Below are 15,992 nucleotides of genomic sequence, written 5' to 3' on the forward strand. Positions count from 1 at the left end.
ATGCGAGCGGTCCCGCCTGACGGCGCGTCCGCTCGCTTGCTCAAGGAATACCCGATATGTTGAATCTGCAAGATCCCAAGCTGCTGCGCCAGCAATGCTATCTGGACGGCCAATGGCTGGATGCCGACAACGGCCAGTCCATCGCCGTGCAAAACCCGGCCACCGGCGAAACCGTTGGCCAGGTGCCGAAGATGGGCGCAGCCGAAGCCGAGCGCGCGGTCGCCGCAGCCGCCCGCGCCTTCCCGGCCTGGAAGGCCAAGAGCGCCAAGGAGCGCGCCGCCATCCTGCGCCGCTGGTTCGACCTGATCATCGCCCACCAGCAGGACCTGGCGGTAATCCTCACCTCCGAACAAGGCAAGCCGCTGGCCGAGGCCAAGGGCGAGATCGCCTACGGCGCCAGCTACATCGAGTGGTACGCCGAGGAAGCCAAACGCGTCTACGGCGACATCGTGCCCGGTCCGGCCGGCGACCGCCGCGTGCTGGTGACCAAGGAGCCGATCGGCGTCACCGCCGCCATCACGCCGTGGAACTTCCCCAGCGCGATGATCACCCGCAAGGCCGCGCCGGCGCTTGCGGCCGGCTGCACCATGGTGGTCCGCCCGGCTAGCCAAACCCCGCTGTCGGCGCTGGCGCTGGCCGAACTGGCCGAGCGCGCCGGCATTCCGCCGGGGGTGTTCTCGGTGATTACCGGCGGCTCCAGCGAAATCGGCGCGGTGCTGACCGGCAGCGACGCGGTGAAGAAGTTCTCGTTCACCGGCTCCACCGAAGTCGGCCGCAAGCTGATCGCCCAATGCGCGGGCACGGTGAAAAAGGTGTCGATGGAACTGGGCGGCAACGCGCCCTTCATCGTGTTCGATGACGCCGACCTGGACGCGGCGGTGGAGGGCGCGCTGATCTCCAAATACCGCAATGCCGGCCAGACCTGCGTCTGCGCCAACCGCATCTATGTGCAAGACGGCGTCTACGACGCCTTCGCCGACAAGTTCGCCGCCGCGGTGGCCACGCTGAAGGTAGGAAACGGCCTGGAGGCCGGTGTCAGCCAGGGACCGCTGATCGACCAGAATGCCGTCGCCAAGGTGGAAGAGCACATCGCCGACGCGCTGGCAAAGGGCGGCCGACTGATCGCCGGCGGCAAGCGTCATGCGCTAGGCCACAGCTTCTTCGAACCGACGCTGATCGCCGACGTCACCCGCGACATGAAGGTCGCCCGCGAGGAGACCTTCGGCCCGCTGGCCCCGCTGTTCCGCTTCAAGACCGAGGAAGAAGCGATCCGCCTGGCCAACGACACCGAGTTCGGCCTGGCCAGCTACTTCTATGCCCGCGACGTCGGCCGCATCTTCCGCGTCGCCGAAGGCCTGGAATACGGCATGGTGGCGGTCAACAGCGGCCTGTTGTCCAACGAGGCTGCCCCCTTCGGCGGCGTCAAGCAATCCGGCCTGGGCCGCGAAGGCTCCAAGTACGGCATTGAAGATTATCTGGAGATCAAATACGTGCTGCTGGGCGGTCTGGATCGCTGAAGCTCGGCATCGATCAACAGAATTCTTTCCCCTCCCCGCTGTCAAAACAGCGGGGATTTTTTACGCCCGCCTACGAGGACAGAGAGTGAAATACAACCATATCGGCATACCGACCAGCGGACGTTTCGGCAATGAAATCGATCTGCCGCACTTGCGGATGACGGTCAGCGACCATCAGGACAACGCCTTCGGCATTCAATGGCAGCGCTACTGGCAGGATGCGCCCTATCCGGAGCTGGTCAAACGGGTGCCGCACATCGCCTTCGAGGTCGAAGATCTGGCGCAAGCCCTGGAAGGGCACAAGCTGCTGATCGCCCCCACCAGCCCCAATCCAGGCCTCACTGTCGCCTTCATCGAGGTCAACGGCGCCCCGGTCGAGCTGATGCAGTACCACAAAAACAGCTAAGCCCCGCCGGGGACCGGTCGGGGCTGATGGAGGGCGGCGTTTCACCGGCACAAAGCACAAAGCCCAGCTCGTGTGAGCTGGGCTTCGTATGGGGCGTCTGGCGGTGTCCTACTTTCACATGGCGAATGCCACACTATCATCGGCGCTAAGGCGTTTCACGGTCCTGTTCGGGATGGGAAGGCGTGGGACCACCTCGCTAAGGCCACCAGACATAAACTGGCACAAACTGGAAGAAGCCTGGGCTGGTATTCAACCAACCCGCATATATTCGGTATTTGATGTACTTCGCACATCCACTCTCGTCGCCTAGCCTTGCTAAGCTACTCAAATGATAGGATCAAGCCTCACGAGCAATTAGTATCGGTTAGCTTCACGCCTCACAGCGCTTCCACACCCGACCTATCAACGTCCTGGTCTCGAACGACTCTTCAGGGAGGTCAAGCCTCCAGGGAAGTCTCATCTTCAGGCAAGTTTCCCGCTTAGATGCTTTCAGCGGTTATCTCTTCCGAACTTAGCTACCCGGCTATGCCACTGGCGTGACAACCGGTACACCAGAGGTTCGTCCACTCCGGTCCTCTCGTACTAGGAGCAGCCCCCGTCAAACTTCCAACGCCCACTGCAGATAGGGACCAAACTGTCTCACGACGTTTTGAACCCAGCTCACGTACCACTTTAAATGGCGAACAGCCATACCCTTGGGACCGGCTACAGCCCCAGGATGTGATGAGCCGACATCGAGGTGCCAAACACCGCCGTCGATGTGAACTCTTGGGCGGTATCAGCCTGTTATCCCCGGAGTACCTTTTATCCGTTGAGCGATGGCCCTTCCATTCAGAACCACCGGATCACTATGTCCTGCTTTCGCACCTGCTCGACTTGTCGGTCTCGCAGTTAAGCTACCTTTTGCCATTGCACTATCAGCACGATTTCCGACCGTACCTAGGTAACCTTCGAACTCCTCCGTTACACTTTGGGAGGAGACCGCCCCAGTCAAACTGCCTACCATGCACTGTCCCCAATCCGGATCACGGACCAAGGTTAGAACCTCAAACACACCAGGGTGGTATTTCAAGGACGGCTCCACTGAAACTAGCGTCTCAGCTTCAAAGCCTCCCACCTATCCTACACAAGTCTGTTCAAAGTCCAATGCAAAGCTACAGTAAAGGTTCACGGGGTCTTTCCGTCTAGCAGCGGGTAGATTGCATCTTCACAAACACTTCAACTTCGCTGAGTCTCAGGAGGAGACAGTGTGGCCATCGTTACGCCATTCGTGCGGGTCGGAACTTACCCGACAAGGAATTTCGCTACCTTAGGACCGTTATAGTTACGGCCGCCGTTTACCGGGGCTTCGATCAAGAGCTTGCACCCCATCACTTAACCTTCCGGCACCGGGCAGGCGTCACACCGTATACGTCCACTTTCGTGTTGGCACAGTGCTGTGTTTTTGTTAAACAGTCGCAGCCACCTATTCTCTGCGACCTGTCAAAGCTCCTCCCGCAGGGGATTCACCTCAACAGGCATACCTTCTCCCGAAGTTACGGTATCAATTTGCCGAGTTCCTTCTCCTGAGTTCTCTCAAGCGCCTTAGAATTCTCATCCTGCCCACCTGTGTCGGTTTGCGGTACGGTTCTTATGCAGCTGAAGCTTAGTGGCTTTTCCTGGAAGCGTGGTATCAGTCACTTCAGGTCCGTAGACCCTCGTCATCACTTCTCGGCCTTAAGGAGCGGCGGATTTGCCTACCACTCCAGCCTACCGGCTTAAACAGACTATTCCAACAGTCTGATGACCTAACCTTCTCCGTCCCCACATCGCACTGCATAAAAGTACGGGAATTTTAACCCGTTTCCCATCGACTACGCTTTTCAGCCTCGCCTTAGGGGCCGACTCACCCTACGCCGATGAACGTTGCGTAGGAAACCTTGGGCTTTCGGCGAGCGGGCTTTTCACCCGCTTTATCGCTACTCATGTCAGCATTCGCACTTCTGATATCTCCAGCATCCCTTACGAGACACCTTCACAGACCTACAGAACGCTCCCCTACCACGGACGCTTACGCGCCCATCCGCAGCTTCGGTTATCAGTTTGAGCCCCGTTACATCTTCCGCGCAGGACGACTCGACCAGTGAGCTATTACGCTTTCTTTAAATGATGGCTGCTTCTAAGCCAACATCCTGGCTGTCTGGGCCTTCCCACTTCGTTTACCACTTAACTGATCATTTGGGACCTTAGCTGGCGGTCTGGGTTGTTTCCCTCTTGACGATGGACGTTAGCACCCACCGTCTGTCTCCCATGCTCGCACTTTCCGGTATTCAGAGTTTGCCATGGTTTGGTAAATCGCAATGACCCCCTAGCCATAACAGTGCTTTACCCCCGGAAGTGATACATGAGGCACTACCTAAATAGTTTTCGGGGAGAACCAGCTATCTCCGAGTTTGTTTAGCCTTTCACCCCTATCCACAGCTCATCCCCTAGTTTTGCAACACTAGTGGGTTCGGACCTCCAGTGCGTGTTACCGCACCTTCATCCTGGCCATGGATAGATCACTCGGTTTCGGGTCTACGCCCAGCAACTAAAGCGCCCTATTCGGACTCGGTTTCCCTACGCCTCCCCTATTCGGTTAAGCTTGCTACTGAACGTAAGTCGCTGACCCATTATACAAAAGGTACGCAGTCACGGAACAAGTCCGCTCCCACTGTTTGTATGCATCCGGTTTCAGGTTCTATTTCACTCCCCTCCCGGGGTTCTTTTCGCCTTTCCCTCACGGTACTGGTTCACTATCGGTCGATCACGAGTATTTAGCCTTGGAGGATGGTCCCCCCATATTCAGACAGGATTTCGCGTGTCCCGCCCTACTTCTCGTATGCTTAGTACCAAGAATGCGTTTTCGTGTACGGGGCTATCACCCACTACGGCGGTCCTTTCCATGAACCTTCCACTAACGCAATCTCTATCACATACAGGCTGTTCCGCGTTCGCTCGCCACTACTTACGGAATCTCGGTTGATTTCTTTTCCTCGAGTTACTTAGATGTTTCAGTTCACTCGGTTCGCCTCCTCTGACCTATGTATTCAGTCAGGGATACCGCCTAAGCGGTGGGTTTCCCCATTCGGACATCGCGGGATCAAAGCTCTATTGCCAGCTCCCCCGCGCTTTTCGCAGGCTTACACGTCCTTCATCGCCTGTGATCGCCAAGGCATCCACCAGATGCACTTAGTCGCTTGACCCTATCATTTCAGCAGCCTAAACCACTAAAACAACAAGATGTGTTTGTGCGACGACTGCACCGCCCCTTTTGATATGGCGACGCAGCCTTAGATACAATCAAATACCCAAGATGACGATTTGTCCGCATGCAGAATTAACTGCATGCCTTCATCTCGCCGTCTCAATATATTCGGCTTCTTCAGTTTGTTAAAGATCGGGCGTTTATACAACGCAAACAGAATCAAACTTCTCAATTTGATTTTGTTTGCATTGAGTGGTGGAGGATGACGGGATCGAACCGACGACCCCCTGCTTGCAAAGCAGGTGCTCTCCCAACTGAGCTAATCCCCCAACTGGTGGGTCTGGTAGGACTCGAACCTACGACCCCTGCGTTATCAACACAGTGCTCTAACCAGCTGAGCTACAAACCCAGTAAACTTCTCTGCGCCAGGCCTCTCGACCCGGCTGCCCTTAACTACAAATAACCGATAGGCTGTAAGTGCTTGGCAATCGCCATTCTCTAGAAAGGAGGTGATCCAGCCGCAGGTTCCCCTACGGCTACCTTGTTACGACTTCACCCCAGTCATGAATCCCACCGTGGTAAGCGGCCTCCTTGCGGTTAGCCTACCCACTTCTGGTGAAACTCACTCCCATGGTGTGACGGGCGGTGTGTACAAGACCCGGGAACGTATTCACCGCAGCATGCTGATCTGCGATTACTAGCGATTCCGACTTCACGCACTCGAGTTGCAGAGTGCGATCCGGACTACGATCGGTTTTCTGAGATTAGCTCCACCTCGCGGCTTGGCAACCCTCTGTACCGACCATTGTATGACGTGTGAAGCCCTGCTCATAAGGGCCATGAGGACTTGACGTCATCCCCACCTTCCTCCGGTTTGTCACCGGCAGTCTCATTAGAGTGCCCAACTTAATGATGGCAACTAATGACAAGGGTTGCGCTCGTTGCGGGACTTAACCCAACATCTCACGACACGAGCTGACGACAGCCATGCAGCACCTGTGTTACGGCTCCCTTTCGGGCACCAAGATATCTCTACCAAGTTCCGTACATGTCAAGAGCAGGTAAGGTTTTTCGCGTTGCATCGAATTAATCCACATCATCCACCGCTTGTGCGGGTCCCCGTCAATTCCTTTGAGTTTTAACCTTGCGGCCGTACTCCCCAGGCGGTCAACTTCACGCGTTAGCTACGCTACCAAGGATTCAAACCCCCAACAGCTAGTTGACATCGTTTAGGGCGTGGACTACCAGGGTATCTAATCCTGTTTGCTCCCCACGCTTTCGTGCATGAGCGTCAGTGTCATCCCAGGGGGCTGCCTTCGCCATCGGTATTCCTCCACATCTCTACGCATTTCACTGCTACACGTGGAATTCTACCCCCCTCTGACGCACTCTAGTCGTGCAGTCTCCAATGCCGTTCCCAGGTTAAGCCCGGGGCTTTCACATCAGACTTGCACAACCGCCTGCGCACGCTTTACGCCCAGTAATTCCGATTAACGCTTGCACCCTACGTATTACCGCGGCTGCTGGCACGTAGTTAGCCGGTGCTTATTCTTCCGGTACTGTCATCCCCGCCAGGTATTAACCAGCGGGATTTCCTCCCGAACAAAAGTCCTTTACAACCCGAAGGCCTTCTTCAGACACGCGGCATGGCTGGATCAGGCTTGCGCCCATTGTCCAAAATTCCCCACTGCTGCCTCCCGTAGGAGTCTGGGCCGTGTCTCAGTCCCAGTGTGGCGGATCATCCTCTCAGACCCGCTACTGATCGTCGCCTTGGTGAGCTCTTACCTCACCAACTAGCTAATCAGACGTCGGCTGCTCGTATAACGTGAGGCCTTACGGTCCCCCACTTTCCCCCTCAGGGCGTATGCGGTATTAATCCGGCTTTCGCCGAGCTATCCCCCATTACACGGTACATTCCGACGCATTACTCACCCGTTCGCCACTCGTCAGCGGTGCAAGCACCCTGTTACCGTTCGACTTGCATGTGTAAAGCATGCCGCCAGCGTTCAATCTGAGCCAGGATCAAACTCTTCAGTTCAATCTCAAGCAAATTTTCTGGCACGCAAGTTCAAAGAAATAAACAAGTATCTCTTGTCTCTTGCAGTGCAAGTGTTCGGCTTTCGCCAAGCACTTACACCTATCGGTTATTCGTTCTGTTAAAGAGCAGTGCCGTCCGCTGCGTCGTCCTCACCGGAACCGTTTCGTTTCCGCTGTTTCGTTCGCTGCGTCAGCTGAGGAGGCGAACTATACGCCCGGGCCCCTGACCCGTCAACACCTTTTTCGAGAAAAAATGAACTTTCTTCGGCCGATACGCGCAAGGCGTTGATTTGCAAGAAAAGCGGCGTGAAAAAATTTCAGCCCTGCTCCCGTTGAGGTAAGAAAACCGCCACAGTCTGGCCTGGCGGGCCGCCGGAAATACGGCGGCGGCTACGCGCCAGCAGACGATTCTGCTACGCTCCCATGCGTTTGGCACGCGATGTGCCTGCCGTGGACACTCTATATATGCTCAAATTCGATGTTCTGATTATCGGCAGCGGCCTGGCCGGCATGACGCTGGCGCTGCACCTGGCGGAAAAACGCAAGGTGGGCCTGATCACCAAACGCGATCTGCTGGAAGGCAGCTCCACCTATGCCCAAGGCGGCATCGCCGCCGTGCTGGATACCGATGACTCGGTGGAGGATCACATCCGCGACACGCTGATCGCCGGCGCCGGGCTGTGCAATGAAGATACCACCCGCTTCATCGTCGAACACTCCAAGGAAGCGATCGACTGGCTGATCGAGCTGGGCGTGCCTTTCACCCGCGACGACGAGCATCAGACTGGCTACCACCTGACGCGCGAAGGCGGCCACAGCCACCGCCGCATCATCCACGCGGCCGATGCCACCGGCGCTGCGGTGACCACCACGCTGGGCCAGAAGATCAAGGCGCATCCGAACATCACCGAGCTGGAGCACTATATAGCGATAGACCTGATCACTTCGCAGAAGCTGGGCCAGGACGGCAAGCGCGCCTACGGCGTATACGCGCTGGACAAAAACAGCGACGAAGTCATCACCATCGCCGCCCAGCACACCATCCTGGCATCCGGCGGCGCGGGCAAGGTCTACCTCTATACCACCAATCCGGATACCGCCACCGGCGACGGCATCGCGATGGGCTGGCGCGCAGGCTGCCGCGTCGGCAATATGGAATTCATGCAGTTCCATCCCACCTGCCTCTACCACCCGCATGCCAAATCCTTCCTGATCACCGAAGCCGTGCGCGGCGAAGGCGGCATTCTGAAACTGCCGGACGGCACCCGCTTCATGCCGCAGCACGACCCGCGCGGCGAGCTGGCCCCGCGCGACGTGGTGGCCCGCGCCATCGACTTCGAAATGAAGAAGCACGGGCTGGACTGCGTCTATCTGGACATCTCTTACAAGCCGGCGCAATTCATCAAGGAACACTTCCCCAATATCTACGCCCACTGCCTGGAGTTGGGCATAGACATCACCCAGCAGCCGATACCGGTGGTGCCGGCAGTGCATTTCACCTGCGGCGGCATCGTCACCGACCTGGCCGGCCGCACCGACGTGGCCGGACTGTACGCGGTGGGCGAAGTGGCCCATACCGGCCTGCACGGCGCCAACCGCCTGGCCAGCAACTCGCTGCTGGAGTGCCTGGTGATAGGCAAGGCGGCGGCGGCCGACATCCAGGCGCAGGACGCTATCAAATTGCCGACGATTCCGGCCTGGGACGACAGCCGCGTCACCGACCCGGATGAAGAAGTGGTGATCTCGCACAACTGGGAAGAGCTGCGCCGCGCGATGTGGGACTACGTCGGCATCGTCCGCACCAACAAGCGGCTGGAACGCGCGCTGCACCGCATCGACCTGCTCAGAGGCGAGATCGACGAGTATTACAGCAACTTCCACGTCAGCAATGACCTGATCGAGCTGCGCAATCTGGTGCAAACCGCCGAACTGATCGTCCGCTCCGCGCTGCTGCGCAAGGAAAGCCGCGGCTTGCATTACAGCCGCGACTATCCGGACCTGCTGCCCGAAGCGGCGGAAACCGTGCTGACGCCCGAAGCCCCGCGCGGCGACTGATCTTCCCCGCTCCGCCCAAAAGCCGCCAACTGGCGGCTTTTTTCATGCCCACCAACTCGTACAGACATCAAAACAACACATTGACATTATTTATGATTATAAATAACTCAATTTGAGTTATTCGCGCTTATCATGACCCCGCGCGCAACTCGATGCCATGCGGCCGCCCAAGGCGTCTGCGCCATCGGGCCAAGCCGGCTACGGCGGCGCGGCCGACGACAATGCCGCTCGCCAGCGCGCGGCATTTCTCGAACCGCTCAACGCCCCGCGTACACCGCGCATCATTTCAGCTGTTTCATCAGGAAGCATCTCTTAGGCAGTACCACCTAGACAGGGAGAAGACCCATGAAATACGCAGCAAAACGCCTTTCCTTCCCATCCGCCATCCTCGCCGGGCTCGCCCTCCTCGCCGCCGGCTCCGCGGCCGCCCAGGGCTCCACTGCCGGCGGCGCCGAGAAGCAGGCAAGCCGCCAGCCCGACTGCGCCACCGCCTGGAACCCCGTCACGCCCTATATGGCCGGTAGCGTCGTCAGCCGCGGCGGCGTCAACTACGCCGCCGCCTTCTGGACCCAGGGCAATGCGCCGGAACAGGGCCAGGCCTGGCAGTCCGGCAAGCGCTGTCGCCCCGCGGCCCAAGCCAAAGCCGCCGACCACGACGCCAACTTCCCGCCCAACACGCTGAAATTCCTGAAGGCCAACACCGGCCTGGACGGCGAGCAGTGGGACAACATCATGAAACTGGTCAACAAGCCGGAGCAGGATTCTCTGGAATGGACCAAGTTCTACGGCTACTGCGAGGACATCAAAGACAAGCGCGGCTACACGATAGGGATTTTCGGCGCCACCACCGGCGGCTCCAATGACGAAGGTCCGGATGGCCCGACGCTGTTCAAGGAATTCGACGCCTCCAGCGGCGCATCCAATCCGTCCATCGCCGGCGGCCTGGCCCGCGCCGGCGTGCACGGCAGCATGCAGGGCAAGATCCTGAAGATCAGCGACAGCGCCAAGGTGTTCTGCGACAAGATAGGCGGCCTGCAGAACAATCCCGCCTGGCGCGACGCGATGTGGAACACCTTCTACAAGGTATACATCCAGTACAGCGTGCAGCAGGCCCGCCAGCGCGGCTTCTCCAGCGCGCTGACCATAGGCTCCTTCGTCGACACCGCGCTGAACCAGGGCGCCGCCGGCGATTCCGGCACGCTGCAGGGCCTGCTGTCCCGCTCCGGCAACAGCAGCGACGAAAAAACCTTCATGACCTCCTTCTACGCCCAGCGCAGCAAGATCGTCGACACCAACCACTACAACCAGCCGCCCAACGGCAAGAACCGCGTCAAGCAATGGAGCACGCTGTTGAATCAGGGCGAGACCGATCTGAAAAACGCCGACGCCGCGGTGCAGAAAGTCACTGACTGGGAAATGAAATAAGCCGCCCCACGCCAGGCAAAACCGCGCGCGCCTTCTCAATCGACGCGCGCGGTTTTCATTTCAACGCTTAGAAGCGGCCGTACAGCACGCCGGTCTTCTGATCCGCCGACATCGCATACACCGGCAGCGTGCCGGGCTTGGTCTCGCCCATGCCGGGCGAATTCAGCGGCATGCCGGGCACCGCGATGCCGATCAGCTTGCTGTTGCCGGCCAACAGCTGCTTGATCGCCGCCGCCGGCACATGGCCTTCCACCACATAGCGGCCCACCTTGGCGGTATGGCAGCTGCCCATGCCCGGCGTCACGCCGAGCTGGCTTTTCACCTGCTGCATATCGTCGCGATTGACGGCGGAAACGGCAAAGCCATTCTGCTTCAGATAGGCGATGTAAGCTTCGCAGCAGCCGCAGCTCGGGCTCTTGTAGACGGTGACGGGAACGGCTGCCAGAACGGGTGCGCTGGCGGCGGCCAAAGCGGCCGCGAACAGAAAATGACGCAACGGGGACATGATGCCCTCCTTTAGATGGATGTCCAGATCGATTGCGCGCGCGACAGCGCGCGGGAAGATTCAGATCCGGGCAAACTCGGGAGGACGCAACGGCGGCGGCAAGACCGGGCCGGGGAGCAGGACCGGCCGCGCCGCGATCCTCACGCCGCAACAAACCAGAACGGCCACGCCGGGCAAAGACGCCTTGATGAACAACGGCAGGCAGGCTTGCGCGCAGCCGGTAGAACCGCAAGCCGCCGCGCCATTCATCGCCGCATGCTTCGCGGATGGCTTGGCGGCCATCCCGGCGCAATCCCGCGACGCGCTCATCGCCGCGCACGCCTCGGGCGACGCCATGCCCGTCAACGGCGCATGCGCCGCCGCCATCCCGAACAGGGACAGCTGCAGCACGATCAGCAACAGCACGCGGCGCAAGACTCTCATTCCGCGACGATACCATGCCGGACGGCGCGACAAACGCACACAGATCAAATCCGCCTCATCATGCGGAGTCATCGCTCCCCAGGCGCAAGCGCCACAAATCCTGGCGCCGGGACAATTCGATCCGGGCCAGCGGCGCGACGTCGATCTGCCGATACGCCTGCGGCGGCAAGTCCAGCGCCCGCAACAGCATCGCCTTGATGGCGCTGGCGTGGGCAATGACCAGGACGTGGCCGGCCGGCCAGCGGAAATGCTCGAACCAATCGCCGACCCGCTCGATCATCGTCAGCAGCGACTCCCCCTCCGGCGCCGGACATCCCGGGTCAGACAGCCATGCATTCAAGGCCTCCGGCTCCGCCGCCGCGACCTCCCTCAACGGCAGGCCGCGCCAACGGCCATACTCCGCCTCCCGCAACGCGGCCTCCGCCTCCGCCGCGCGGCCCAGCGCGTCGGCGGTCTGCCGGGCGCACCGCTCCGGACTGCGGAGCACAAGGTCGATCAAGCCCAGCGAATCGGCCAGGCGCGCCGCCCATTCCAGCGCTTCCGGCTCCAGCGGATCATCCGCCGGAAAATGGCCGGCGCGCAGCGCGCGGGTCGCCGGCACGCACAGCAGGGTGATACGGCTCGTCATGCTCTTGGCTCTCCGTCAAAACGCCCTGAAGTTCTTTGACATTTTCTCTCGGCTCTCTAGAATCCACATCGTCTCGATGCGAGGAAGCCGGTGCGAATCCGGCACGGTCGCGCCACTGTGTATCAGCCTGATCCGCCATGCGGACAGGCATGAAAAGTCAGGTCTTCGCATCCAGCCAACCATCCGTTTCAGGACGCGTCATCCTCAAGGAGATATCTCATGCATGCAAGCCCCGTCATGGCCCCGGCGATCCAGCCCGTGTCCCTCCCCATTCGCCAACTGCTGCCCTGGGCAGTCTTCGGCGGCATTCTGATGCTGCTGGCGATCTACTTCGTCGGCGTGGAGGAAGGCGCCGCCGCCATCTTCAACAGCATGTATGTGCACGAGTTCGTCCACGACGGCCGCCACCTGCTGGGCTTCCCCTGCCACTAAGGAGGCGCCGGACATGGTGAGAAGTCTTTTGATCCGCGGCATGATCGCGGGCTTCCTGGCCAGCCTGCTGGCTTTCGGCTTCGCCAAAATCGTCGGCGAGCCCCAGGTAGAGGGCGCGATCGCCTTCGAAGAGAAAATGGAGCTGGCGAAAAGCGGCGGACACCAGCACGATGAAATGCCGGAACTGGTCAGCCGCGGCGTCCAGTCCGGCATAGGCCTGTTCGTCGGCGTCGGCGTGTTCGGCACCGCCGTGGGCGGCCTGTTCGCGCTGGCGTTCGCCTTCGTCTACGGCCGCATCGGCGCGCTGCGCGCCCGCGCGCTGTCGGCGCAGATGGCCCTGCTGGGCTTCATCTCGTTCGCGCTGGTGCCCTTCCTCAAATATCCGCCCAATCCGCCGGCGGTGGGCGATCCCGGCACCATAGGCTCCCGCACCGCATTGTTCTTCGGGATGATCGCCGTGTCGCTGGCGGCGCTCGCCATCGCGGTGTTCCTGGCCCGCAGGCTGATCGCCCGCTTCGGAACTTGGGATGCGACGCTGATCGCCGGCGCGGCCTTCATCGCGCTGGTGATCGTCGCCCAGGCGCTGTTGCCCGAGGTGAACGAGATTCCCGAGCAATTCTCCGCCGTGCTGCTGTGGCGCTTCCGGATGGCGTCATTCGGCATCCAGGCGATACTGTGGGCTGGGCTGGGCGTGGCATTCGGCAGCCTGGTGGAACGACTGCTGGAAGATCGCCGCGGGGCGTTTCAGATCAGTTGAACGAAAACGATCCCACTCCCGACACCCTCGCCCCGGCGGGGGTGTTTTGTTTCCGCAACCGCTCGATCAGCGCCGCCCGGCCGGCGGACGAATCAATGCGCCGCCCGCCTCGCTTCCTCTGCCGCCAGCTTATGCTGAGCCTGCCGGTCTCCGTGCTGCGCCTCCTTGGCGGTCTGGGCCACGGTTTCCGCAGCTTCTTGCAAAGCCCGCGCCGCATTGCTGATAGTCACCTTGTCCTGCGCCACGGGCTGGGCAGGCTGCGCCTGGACTTGAGCTTGCGCTTGCGGCGCAGATGCGGCGTCTTGCGTCGATGCGGCCGGAGGAGGCGCAGGTGTTTGAGGGACCGGAGTGGAAACGGAGGCGATCATCATGGTGTGTCTCCCGAAAGGATTCGAACGCGCAACGGCGCGATGCGGGACGCACGCGCAGCATCATGCCATTTCAACCTAGCAGCCCAGACTTAGCCCAGACTTAGCCCGCCTCGCTCCTCTCTCGCCGCCTGCATGCTGACGGACACGCGCAGGCCCGATTGGCCCGTCTCGTCCCGGAAAGACAGGCTTACCCTGGCGCCGATCCGCTCCGCGATGGTCCTGACGATGGATAAACCCAGCCCCGCGCCCTGCTGGCCGCTGCCCAGGCTGCGGTAAAAAGGATCGAAAACCCGCTCCCGTTCCTCTTCGGGGATGCCGGGACCGGTATCGTCTATCGTCAGAACCGTCCGCCCCTCCGCCTCGCCGACCGCCAGATCCACCCTGCCGCCCTCCGGCGTATAGCGGATGGCGTTGTCCGCCAGGTTCCTGACCAGCGCGAACAGGTCCAGCTCGTTCGCCCATACTTTGGCATCGCGCTCACCCTCCACGCCGATGTCGATATGTTTGGCTTCGGCCAAGGGCAGCAGGTCTTCCAGCACCCGGCGGTAGACGGCCAAAACCGAAACCGGCGACAGCGGCGGCTCCACCGCCGATTGCGCCCGGGCCAGCGCCAACAACTGATCCAGCAGATCGCGGCCGCGCGCGATGCCGCCGCGCAGCGCGGACAACCGCTCCCGCGCCGCATCGGACATCTCTGCGTCGGCCAATCGCTCCGCCTGCAACGATAGCGCCGCCAGCGGAGAGCGCAGCTCATGGGCGGCATCCGCGACGAAGCGCCGCTGCGCCCGCATCGATTGCGCGACACGCTCCAGCAGGCGATTGATGGCAGACACGAACGGTTTGATCTCCACCGGCACGCCCTCCGCATCCAGAGAGTGCAGCTGCAGCTGCAGCTCCGCCCGCCGGTCCACCTCGCGGGACAGCTCGGCGATCGGCTGGAACATGCCCCGCACCAGCCTAGCCACCATCAGCAACAGCAACGGAATCAGCAGCAGGAAAGGCATCACCGCGCGCAGCGCGCCATCCCGGGCGATCTCGTCGCGAAAGCCTTCCTCCTGTGCAACGGCGATCCGCTGCCCGTCCTTCATCGTCCGCACCAGCACGCGGAAATTCTCCCCATTGGTCGCTACGGTCAGCAAGCCGTCAGGAAGGGACTTCTCCAGCCTCAGCACGCCGCCGGCATCAATGCCAGGCGCCGATGGCCTCCAGCTTCCCAGCCGCTGCACGATTACCCGGGACTCCTCGTTTCCCCCCTGGATTCCGCCCTCTGGAAAATCCGCCGGCAGCCGCTCCCGATCCAGCAGCGCAGCCACCTGGCGCAGCACGTCGTCCTGAAGCTCGTGCGCCTCGTCGAGCGCGGAAACAAAAGAAAAAGCGCCTGCGACCGCGCCGAAAACCAGGATGCCCAGGGTCAGCGCGAAAGACAGCCTCACTTGCACCGATTCGTTCAAACGCCTTTTGATACCATCCATCCCGCGCCCCTGACATTCTTGATGACCTCGCTGCCCAGCTTGCGACGCAGCGAGTGGATCAGAAACTCGACCGCATTGCTTTCCACCTCTTCGCCCCAGCCGTAGATCCTCTCTTCCAGATTGCCGCGCGACAGGATGGCGCCCGGACGGATCAACAGCGCATGCAGCAAGGAGAATTCGCGGTTGGACAACGGGATCGGCGCGCCGTCGGCGACCGTCGCCATCCGCGTGGCCGGGTCCAGGAACACCACGCCGTTGCCCAGCAACGGCGCCGCGCTGCCGCCTTTCCGCCTCAGCACGGCGCGCATGCGCGCCAACAGCTCCGCCATCTCGAACGGCTTGGCCAGATAGTCGTCAGCGCCGCCGTCCAAAGCGCGCAAACGGTCGTCCAGGCCGTCGCGGGCGGTGATGACCAAGAGCGGGATCTCATCGCCGCCGGCGCGGATGGCGGCCAGCACCGACAGCCCGTCCTTGCCCGGCAAGCCCAGATCGAGCAAGGCCAGGTCGTAGCGCTGGCATCCCAGCGCGGTCAGCGCGGAATACCCGTCCCGTACCCAATCCACCGCCTGCCCCTCGTCCCGCAACGCGGCCTGGACCGCCTCCCCTATCATCGGATCATCCTCGATCAGCAATACCCGCATCATTCTCTCTCCATCGTTCCTGGCCCGCCTCCTGGCAGTCGGACGCGTCGGCCTTGGCTTCACGCGGCCTCCGCCGCTTGTCCTGCCGCCTGGCCGG

12 protein-coding genes, 2 tRNA genes, 3 rRNA genes and 1 riboswitch are annotated in these 15,992 nt (G+C 60.9%); of the genes, 6 read left to right on the forward strand and 11 right to left on the reverse strand.

Annotation, left to right across the window (positions count from 1 at the left end; all coding sequences use genetic code 11):
* Positions 1-56 precede the first annotated feature (56 nt).
* Both gabD and BKX93_RS10400 read left to right on the forward strand, forming a co-directional pair.
* A complete protein-coding gene (gene gabD, locus BKX93_RS10395) occupies positions 57-1,517 on the forward strand; it encodes an NADP-dependent succinate-semialdehyde dehydrogenase (protein ID WP_083340496.1) in 1,461 nt (486 codons plus the stop codon).
* A gap of 85 nt (positions 1,518-1,602) precedes the next feature.
* A complete protein-coding gene (locus BKX93_RS10400; RefSeq protein WP_046167919.1) occupies positions 1,603-1,923 on the forward strand; it encodes a VOC family protein in 321 nt (106 codons plus the stop codon).
* A 95-nt stretch (positions 1,924-2,018) separates the two neighbouring features.
* Here BKX93_RS10400 and rrf read toward each other — a convergent pair.
* The 5 genes from rrf to BKX93_RS10425 form a co-directional block, all read right to left on the reverse strand.
* Positions 2,019-2,133, reverse strand: a 5S ribosomal RNA gene (gene rrf, locus BKX93_RS10405).
* Between the two features lie 123 nt (positions 2,134-2,256).
* A 23S ribosomal RNA gene (locus BKX93_RS10410) occupies positions 2,257-5,147 on the reverse strand.
* Positions 5,148-5,402: 255 nt separating this feature from the next.
* Positions 5,403-5,478, reverse strand: a tRNA-Ala gene (locus BKX93_RS10415).
* A gap of 3 nt (positions 5,479-5,481) precedes the next feature.
* Positions 5,482-5,558, reverse strand: a tRNA-Ile gene (locus BKX93_RS10420).
* A 93-nt stretch (positions 5,559-5,651) separates the two neighbouring features.
* Positions 5,652-7,187, reverse strand: a 16S ribosomal RNA gene (locus BKX93_RS10425).
* Together the 16S, 23S and 5S rRNA genes with 2 tRNA genes alongside form the textbook arrangement of a ribosomal RNA operon.
* Positions 7,188-7,651: 464 nt before the next feature.
* On the opposite strand from BKX93_RS10425, the gene nadB reads away from it, so the two are divergent.
* Complete coding sequence (nadB, locus tag BKX93_RS10430) at positions 7,652-9,241, forward strand: L-aspartate oxidase (protein ID WP_046158614.1); 1,590 nt, start codon at positions 7,652-7,654, stop codon at positions 9,239-9,241.
* A 345-nt stretch (positions 9,242-9,586) separates the two neighbouring features.
* The gene (locus BKX93_RS10435; RefSeq protein WP_070979719.1) at positions 9,587-10,666 is read left to right on the forward strand and encodes a chitosanase; all 1,080 of its coding nucleotides are present in this window, start codon (positions 9,587-9,589) and stop codon (positions 10,664-10,666) included.
* A 67-nt stretch (positions 10,667-10,733) separates the two neighbouring features.
* Here the strand turns inward: BKX93_RS10435 and BKX93_RS10440 are convergent, their stop codons facing one another.
* The 3 genes from BKX93_RS10440 to BKX93_RS10450 form a co-directional block, all read right to left on the reverse strand.
* Entirely contained in the window at positions 10,734-11,171 is a 438-nt protein-coding gene (locus tag BKX93_RS10440; RefSeq protein ID WP_046168747.1) for a DUF411 domain-containing protein, read from the reverse strand.
* A gap of 60 nt (positions 11,172-11,231) precedes the next feature.
* The gene (locus BKX93_RS10445; protein WP_070979721.1) at positions 11,232-11,585 is read right to left on the reverse strand and encodes a hypothetical protein; all 354 of its coding nucleotides are present in this window, start codon (positions 11,583-11,585) and stop codon (positions 11,232-11,234) included.
* Between the two features lie 67 nt (positions 11,586-11,652).
* Positions 11,653-12,222 (reverse strand): histidine phosphatase family protein, encoded by a 570-nt coding sequence (locus tag BKX93_RS10450; RefSeq protein WP_070979723.1) that lies wholly within the window; start codon positions 12,220-12,222, stop codon positions 11,653-11,655.
* A gap of 55 nt (positions 12,223-12,277) precedes the next feature.
* Positions 12,278-12,439, forward strand: a riboswitch (adenosylcobalamin (AdoCbl) riboswitch).
* Between the two features lie 2 nt (positions 12,440-12,441).
* Between BKX93_RS10450 and BKX93_RS10455 the strand changes: the two genes are divergently transcribed.
* Together BKX93_RS10455 and BKX93_RS10460 are read left to right on the forward strand one after the other, a co-directional pair.
* Positions 12,442-12,654, forward strand: a complete 213-nt coding sequence (locus BKX93_RS10455) for a CbtB domain-containing protein (RefSeq protein WP_200896058.1) — start codon at positions 12,442-12,444, stop codon at positions 12,652-12,654.
* A gap of 13 nt (positions 12,655-12,667) precedes the next feature.
* Positions 12,668-13,411: a CbtA family protein gene (locus BKX93_RS10460; protein WP_046158619.1), complete on the forward strand. Its 744-nt coding sequence runs from the start codon at positions 12,668-12,670 to the stop codon at positions 13,409-13,411.
* Between the two features lie 92 nt (positions 13,412-13,503).
* Here BKX93_RS10460 and BKX93_RS10465 read toward each other — a convergent pair whose 3' ends face one another.
* The 3 genes from BKX93_RS10465 to BKX93_RS10475 form a co-directional block, all read right to left on the reverse strand.
* Positions 13,504-13,782: a hypothetical protein gene (locus BKX93_RS10465; protein WP_070979724.1), complete on the reverse strand. Its 279-nt coding sequence runs from the start codon at positions 13,780-13,782 to the stop codon at positions 13,504-13,506.
* Positions 13,783-13,871: 89 nt separating this feature from the next.
* On the reverse strand, positions 13,872-15,254 hold the full coding sequence (locus BKX93_RS10470) for an ATP-binding protein (RefSeq protein ID WP_070979726.1): 1,383 nt from the start codon (positions 15,252-15,254) through the stop codon (positions 13,872-13,874).
* On the reverse strand, positions 15,230-15,895 hold the full coding sequence (locus BKX93_RS10475; protein WP_046158631.1) for a response regulator transcription factor: 666 nt from the start codon (positions 15,893-15,895) through the stop codon (positions 15,230-15,232). The genes BKX93_RS10470 and BKX93_RS10475 overlap by 25 nt, the downstream gene beginning before the upstream one ends.
* Positions 15,896-15,992 lie beyond the last annotated feature (97 nt).

The sequence above is a fragment of the Chromobacterium vaccinii genome (assembly GCF_001855275.1).
GTDB lineage: Bacteria > Pseudomonadota > Gammaproteobacteria > Burkholderiales > Chromobacteriaceae > Chromobacterium > Chromobacterium vaccinii.

Excerpts from the sequence above, each read along its gene's own strand:
- BKX93_RS10450 (WP_070979723.1), bottom strand. The coding sequence starts at position 12,222 with ATGACGAGCCGTATCACCCTGCTGTGCGTGCCGGCGACCCGCGCGCTG.
- BKX93_RS10440 (WP_046168747.1), bottom strand. The coding sequence starts at position 11,171 with ATGTCCCCGTTGCGTCATTTTCTGTTCGCGGCCGCTTTGGCCGCCGCC.
- BKX93_RS10435 (WP_070979719.1), top strand. The coding sequence starts at position 9,587 with ATGAAATACGCAGCAAAACGCCTTTCCTTCCCATCCGCCATCCTCGCC.
- BKX93_RS10470 (WP_070979726.1), bottom strand. The coding sequence starts at position 15,254 with ATGGATGGTATCAAAAGGCGTTTGAACGAATCGGTGCAAGTGAGGCTG.
- BKX93_RS10475 (WP_046158631.1), bottom strand. The coding sequence starts at position 15,895 with ATGCGGGTATTGCTGATCGAGGATGATCCGATGATAGGGGAGGCGGTC.
- gabD (WP_083340496.1), top strand. The coding sequence starts at position 57 with ATGTTGAATCTGCAAGATCCCAAGCTGCTGCGCCAGCAATGCTATCTG.
- BKX93_RS10465 (WP_070979724.1), bottom strand. The coding sequence starts at position 13,782 with ATGATGATCGCCTCCGTTTCCACTCCGGTCCCTCAAACACCTGCGCCT.
- BKX93_RS10455 (WP_200896058.1), top strand. The coding sequence starts at position 12,442 with ATGCATGCAAGCCCCGTCATGGCCCCGGCGATCCAGCCCGTGTCCCTC.
- BKX93_RS10460 (WP_046158619.1), top strand. The coding sequence starts at position 12,668 with ATGGTGAGAAGTCTTTTGATCCGCGGCATGATCGCGGGCTTCCTGGCC.
- nadB (WP_046158614.1), top strand. The coding sequence starts at position 7,652 with ATGCTCAAATTCGATGTTCTGATTATCGGCAGCGGCCTGGCCGGCATG.